Origin of the sequence: Enterococcus sp. (genome assembly GCF_022711995.1) — a bacterium.
Classification (GTDB): Bacteria; Bacillota; Bacilli; order Lactobacillales; family Enterococcaceae; genus Enterococcus_D.
In genome coordinates, this window is record NZ_JALAHI010000008.1 from 23,671 (window position 1) to 29,742 (window position 6,072).

Sequence of the window (6,072 nt, forward strand, 5' to 3'; positions counted from 1 at the left end):
CTTTTTTCGATCATTGAAAGTCTTTTTACCGTTGTTGGTATTTATCAATAGTCAAGGGTTGGTTTTCCGGTAATAATTCATAGTTTAATTGATTGGAAACATCGTCATGAATAATATGCAGAATTTGATTGGATTCATTGATGGGTCCAAGACTGATGATCGTGAATCGATCATCGACCACTTCTAAATTTTGCAGGACCCCGGTAAAGACTTTGCGAATATGGTGAGCGATCCGAATTTTTTCCTCTGCTTTTTCTACGGCTTTTGTCAAAGTGAATCCTTCATCGAGGAAACGTTTGATCAATTCAACTTTGATTACCGTAGGCAATCGATATTTACGTGGGGCATTCTCTTCTTGAGGGACCGATTCGATCAATCCTTTTTGTTCCCAGTAGCGTAACTGTCGTGGGGAGACTTCACACATTTGACTCAGCTCGCTGATCCCTACAAGCAAATTGTCATTTTCTAATAATTTACGAAAGGTTTGAGACATGCTTTCTCCATTCTTGGCAAGGTATTTGTTTTTATTGTAACTTGTTTTACTTTTGTGTCAAGTAGGTTGACAAATGTAAGAGAAAGTTTTAAAGTGAATAGTGCTGTTGAAAATTTTTGTGAAAAGAGTGTGAAATATGTCAAATAATCGTGCTTTAGATATATACGGTAAACCGTACAATCGTTCGTTATTGGTTGTCGTTTTGCTGATTGGTACGTTTTGTACAGTATTGAATCAGACTTTACTGACAACTGCCTTTCCGACCTTGATGAACGCCTTCGATATTACGGCCTCTGATGTTCAATGGTTGACAACGGGGTTCTTACTCGTAAATGGGATCATGATTCCGATCACCGCTTGGTTGATCAATAAATTCAATTCAAAAAATCTCTACTTAACGGCTATGACGATTTTCTTGATTGGTACGATCGCTTGTTTTGCTGCTCCTAATTTTTCAATCTTATTATTAGGTCGTTTGATCCAAGCTGCCGGTGTTGGGATCTCCATGCCGCTATTGCAAAACATTATGCTATCGATTTTCCCTCCGGAAAAACGTGGCTCGGCAATGGGAATGTCTGGAATCGTTATCGGGTTAGCACCAGCCTTAGGCCCAACGTTATCTGGTTGGATCATTGACCACTATACATGGCGCTATTTATTTGGAATGGTGATTCCAATTGTTGTTTTAGTGCTGATTCTAGCTGTCTTTCTAATGAAGAGTGTGATTGAGTTATCGCATCCAAAAATCGATATCTTTTCGGCCATTCTTTCTACAATTGGTTTTGGGACATTGTTGTATGGCTTTTCTAGTGTGGGAGACAAAGGCTGGGGAAGCGTAGAAGTCATTAGTTTCTTAGTAGTTGGTGTCTTGTTTATCGCCTTTTTTGCTTGGCGACAATTGCACATCGAACACCCATTTTTGGAATTACGCGTCTTTTCATCGAAAACCTTCACATTAGCGGCCATTCTTTCTGGTGTGACCAATATGGCTATGGTAGGGGCAGAAATGGTCTTACCATTATATATCCAAAATATCCGCGGAGAATCTGCCTTTCATTCTGGATTGATGCTTCTGCCAGGCGCATTAGTAATGGGGGCAATGATGCCGATCACTGGGGCTATTTTTGATAAATATGGTGCAAAACGTTTGGCTATTACTGGGATGTTTATCCTAACAGCCGCTACATTACCTTTTGCCTTTTTAACAAAAGATACGCCAATCCTACACATTGTTATTCTTTATGCGATCCGTATGTTTGGGATCTCCATGGTCATGATGCCTGTGACGACCTCTGGTATGAATGCTTTGCCAGGAAATCTGATCAGTCATGGGACAGCTGTTAACAACACTTTCCGCCAAGTGGCCAGCTCAATTGGAACGGCGATTTTGATTAGTGTATTGTCGAATGTGACAAAAGGAAATCTTCCAAGTGACGGCTTGTTGAAAGCAACGCCGCTGGCTTATAAAGAAAAAGCAATCGAAGCCACTTTGTCAGGGTATCATGCCGCCTTTTATGTGGCTGTTGTGTTCGGGTTTATTGGTTTCTTGATTGCCTTTGCATTAAAGAAAAAAGAACCTCAGTTGACTGTTCTTAAAGGAGGTGCCGACAAATGATGTTACTGATCGTCGTCATCAGTGTGATTGCCTTTGCCCTTTTGAATGTTTTTGCGAAAAACAAAGTGCAAACGATGATTTCCCTTGTTTTCGGATTGATTTTCGTCTTGAGTTTAACCGCAATGATGGCCAATCTATCGGCACACTTTGGGATGGAAAAAACCACTACAACAACTACAAAGCCTTTAGTTTCTAGCAGTGACAGTGATCAGCTATCTATGCTGCTCTATCAGCCGCTAGGTGATGGAACAGAGAAGATCTATCTTTACCGGACGGATGAGTCCCAAAAGAAACCAAAACAAACCAGAATGGACCACGTGACGAATCATGTCGTTGAAAATGCCAAAGCGGCAGAAAAAGAAACAAAAACGACTCGTTGGACCTATAAAAATGATGTTTATCGTTTCTTGTTTGGAATAGCTGGAAATGATGAAGAGTTTATTCGTGAAGAGAATACCTTCTCTCTTCCAGATTCCTGGGCACTTTTAACTGTTGATCAAGCAAAAAACTAGCGAGTTTAGCAGAAAAACAACAAGAAACAATGAAAACGGAAGGCCAAGCTTTTGTTCAAGAGAAGATGCAAGCCGCACTGATGGCTGATCCGACCATGGATGAAGCAGAGCAAAAAGCAAAAATCAGTCAGTTCACTGCAGAATACCAAAAAGAAGCAATGACTAAATTGATTGAAGAAGCGAAAAAATAATACAAAAACTCCCAGTGCAAGGTTGAAAAATTGCACTGGGAGTTTTTTTTTCTGATTACAAGGATAACTTTTCTATTCGATCAAAGGCTTCTTTTAGCAATGACATGGATTGAGTTGCCGCTAAGCGGACATAATTATCACCTGTAGTCTCGCCAAATGCTTTTCCTGGAACCATTAAAACGCTTGTGTCTTTTAAAAGTTTTTCAACGAAGGTGACGGAGTCCAAGCCAGTTTTTTCGATATTGATGAAAGCATACATACTTCCTTTGACAGGAGACAGAGAAAGGAAGGGGATCGCTGCCACTCGTTGGTGTACATAAGTCAACCGTTCTTTAAACGTTTCAACGACTTTAGGAACAAGTGCATCATAATGGGTCAATGCATAGATTCCTGCTCGTTGAGAAGGTGTGGGAGCGGAATAAGCAATGCTTTCATTGATCAATTTTGCGACCTGATTAACGGCAGAAGGCGCGATCATATAGCCAATTCGCCAGCCAGTCATAGCAAAGGCTTTTGAAAAACTGCTGAAAGTGATGGTGCGTTCCGGGGCGAATGTTGCCATAGGAACAAATTCATCCATAAAACAAAACGCTTCATAGACTTCATCCGACAAAATCAGCAAGTCATGCTCTTTGGCAACTTCCGCTATTGCCTTGAAAGTGGCTGGTGAGAAGACTGCGCCAGTAGGATTATTGGGAGAATTAATCAGAATCGCTTTTGTTTTATCTGTGATCGCTGCTTTTAATACCGCAACATCGATTTGAAAGCCATCTTTTTCATATGTGGGAATGAACACTGGCTTTCCACCAGCCATTTCGACTTGCTGCTTGTAAGGAGAGAAATAGGGTTCATGGATGATTACTTCATCTTCCGGGTCTAAAATCGCACACAAAGCAAGATACATCCCATGCAACGCACCAACGGATGCCCGAACTTGATCCGGGGCAAAGGTCAATCCATAGTGGGTTTGATAAAAGTCGACGACCGCTTGAATAAAATCGGCACTGCCGTCCGCAGCGGTGTACTTTGTATGGCCATTTTTGACGTCGGCAAATGCAGCCTCGATGATCGAATGATCCGTGATCAAATCAGGATCGCCAATCGAGAGATCAATCAAATTTGGCGTTTGTTTCGCAATTGTTGCAATATTCATCAGCAGGTTTTCTTCGGGGGCTTGAAAGCGTTGGGCAATCATAGGTTGAGTCATTGTTTCATCTCCATTTTCTCTATAGAACTTTTCTTAAAAAATCTTGTGTCCGGCTATTTTGCGGATGATCGAATATTTCTGCAGGTGTTCCTTGCTCTTGAATGACACCGTCAGCCATAAAGATCACGCGATCTGCTACTTGCTTGGCAAAGCCCATCTCATGGGTCACTACGACCATCGTCATCCCTTTTTCAGCAAGTGCTTGCATCACGGCTAGTACCTCTCCAACCATTTCAGGATCCAATGCTGAAGTTGGTTCATCAAAAAGCATGACATCTGGATCCATGGCCAGTGCACGAGCAATCGCTACCCGTTGTTGTTGTCCGCCAGACAAACTGGCTGGATAGCTGTTAGCTTTATCCGCCAACCCGACTTGTTCCAAGAGGGCGTAGGCCTTTTTTTCTGCCGCTTCCGGTGTTTCTTTTTTCACTTTGATCGGACTGATAGTGATATTTTCCAAAACAGTTTTATGAGGGAAGAGGTTGAAGTTTTGAAATACCATTCCCATTTTTTGTCGAATCTGATCAATAACCACTTCTTTGGCTAACAGGTTGGTTCCTTCAAATTCGATTTGGCCATCACTCGGTTGCTCCAAAAGATTCAAGCAACGGAGAAAGGTACTTTTGCCGCTTCCTGATGGACCAATGACCACCACGACTTCACCTGTCGAAATCTCAAGATCGATCTCTTTCAACACTTCGTTTTCACCAAAGTTTTTTAAAAGTTTTTTTATGCTAATCACTTGTTTTCATTCTCCTTTCAGCAACTCCTAATAGACGTGAAAGTGCAAAGGTTAAGACAAAATAGATCAATGAAACGATCACGTAAGGCAAGAAGGGTTTAAAGCTGGCACCCTGAACAACTCCGGTTTGGAAAATCAATTCAGAGACACCGATGACGGAAACTACGGAAGACTCTTTGATGACTGTCACAAATTCATTGCCAAGAGCCGGCAAAATATTCTTGATAGCTTGCGGGAAGATAATAAAACGCATCGCTTGAACCTGATTCATCCCTAAGGAGCGGGCAGCTTCCAGTTGGCCTTTGTTGACTGCATTGATGCCGGCACGAATGATCTCAGCCACATAGGCGGCACTATTAAGTGCCAGAGCGATACAACCTGCTGTCAATTTAGAGAGATCCAAACCTAGAACACCCGTCCCGAAATAGACGATAAAGATTTGCACCAAAAGCGGCGTTCCTCTGACATATTCGATATAGATGACTGCGATCCAGCGTAAGAGCTTGGAAGCCGAGAGTTTCATGAAGGCCAGCAAGCTTCCGGCAACCGAACCAAAGAGCACCCCAATGAAAGCTAAGAAAATCGTATAGCCAGCTCCCGAAAGATAAAATGGCAAGTATTTACTAAAGAAACCTTCGTCTTGAGTTCCTGTGTCTTCGTTGAACATCAGTGCATAAGCTTCATCTTGATATTGACTTAAGAGATCATTGTCATGAATGGTAGCAATCGTCCCGTTGACTTTTTCTAAGAGGAGGGGAGCATCTTTTGAAATGGCAATCGCCGTTTCTTTGATTCCTTTCTCAAAGACCACATTGTCCGCAATCGCCAATTTATCGTTTGATTTGACATAAGCTTCTGCTACTGGGCCTTCCATAACTACCGCATCCACTTTTTTAGAGTTTAGATTTGTGATTAGATCAGGGACTTTTTGTAACGAAGTCACTTTTGAGCCGGACAATTCATTTTTTGCTAAATCTTCTTGTGTGGTTTGTTTTTGTGCGCCAACAGGTACCCCGTTAAAGTCTGCCGTTGATTGAAAGCGATCCTGATCTTCGGCGCGAACAATTACTTTTTGCTCCACTTCCATATAGGTATCAGAAAAATTAACTTCCTTTTTCCGTTCCTCGGTGGCAGCCATCCCGGAAATGACTAGATCGATTTTTCCTGTTTTTAACGCACCTAAAAGGGCATCAAAGCCTAACTCTTCAATTTTAAGATCGACACCTAGGTCGTCAGCGATCTTTTGGGCAATGGAGATATCAAAGCCGACGATTTGGTCTTTGCCATCAATCGTTGTATGGAACTCGTAGGG

The 6,072-nt window shown here is 42.0% G+C and carries 5 protein-coding genes and 1 pseudogene; 2 read left to right on the plus strand and 4 right to left on the minus strand.

What is annotated here, in order from left to right; all coding sequences use genetic code 11:
- Positions 1–25 precede the first annotated feature (25 nt).
- Positions 26–493: a MerR family transcriptional regulator gene (locus Q0A12_RS00610; RefSeq protein ID WP_291290793.1), complete on the minus strand. Its 468-nt coding sequence runs from the start codon at positions 491–493 to the stop codon at positions 26–28.
- A 136-nt stretch (positions 494–629) separates the two neighbouring features.
- Between Q0A12_RS00610 and Q0A12_RS00615 the strand changes: the two genes are divergently transcribed.
- The gene (locus tag Q0A12_RS00615) at positions 630–2,108 is read left to right on the plus strand and encodes an MDR family MFS transporter (RefSeq protein WP_291290794.1); all 1,479 of its coding nucleotides are present in this window, start codon (positions 630–632) and stop codon (positions 2,106–2,108) included.
- Positions 2,105–2,811 (plus strand): annotated as a pseudogene (locus Q0A12_RS00620) (DUF4811 domain-containing protein). Before Q0A12_RS00615 ends, Q0A12_RS00620 begins: the two are co-directional and overlap by 4 nt.
- Positions 2,812–2,866: 55 nt before the next feature.
- Here the strand turns inward: Q0A12_RS00620 and Q0A12_RS00625 are convergent.
- The 3 genes from Q0A12_RS00625 to Q0A12_RS00635 form a co-directional block, all read right to left on the minus strand.
- On the minus strand, positions 2,867–4,018 hold the full coding sequence (locus Q0A12_RS00625; RefSeq protein ID WP_291290795.1) for a pyridoxal phosphate-dependent aminotransferase: 1,152 nt from the start codon (positions 4,016–4,018) through the stop codon (positions 2,867–2,869).
- A gap of 19 nt (positions 4,019–4,037) precedes the next feature.
- Positions 4,038–4,760 carry an amino acid ABC transporter ATP-binding protein gene (locus Q0A12_RS00630; protein ID WP_291290796.1) on the minus strand — a complete coding sequence of 241 codons (723 nt, stop codon included), beginning with the start codon at positions 4,758–4,760 and terminating at the stop codon, positions 4,038–4,040.
- Positions 4,753–6,072, minus strand: a 1,320-nt coding sequence (locus tag Q0A12_RS00635; protein WP_291290797.1) for an ABC transporter substrate-binding protein/permease, incomplete at its 5' end; no start/stop codon positions are given. The genes Q0A12_RS00635 and Q0A12_RS00630, both read right to left, overlap by 8 nt.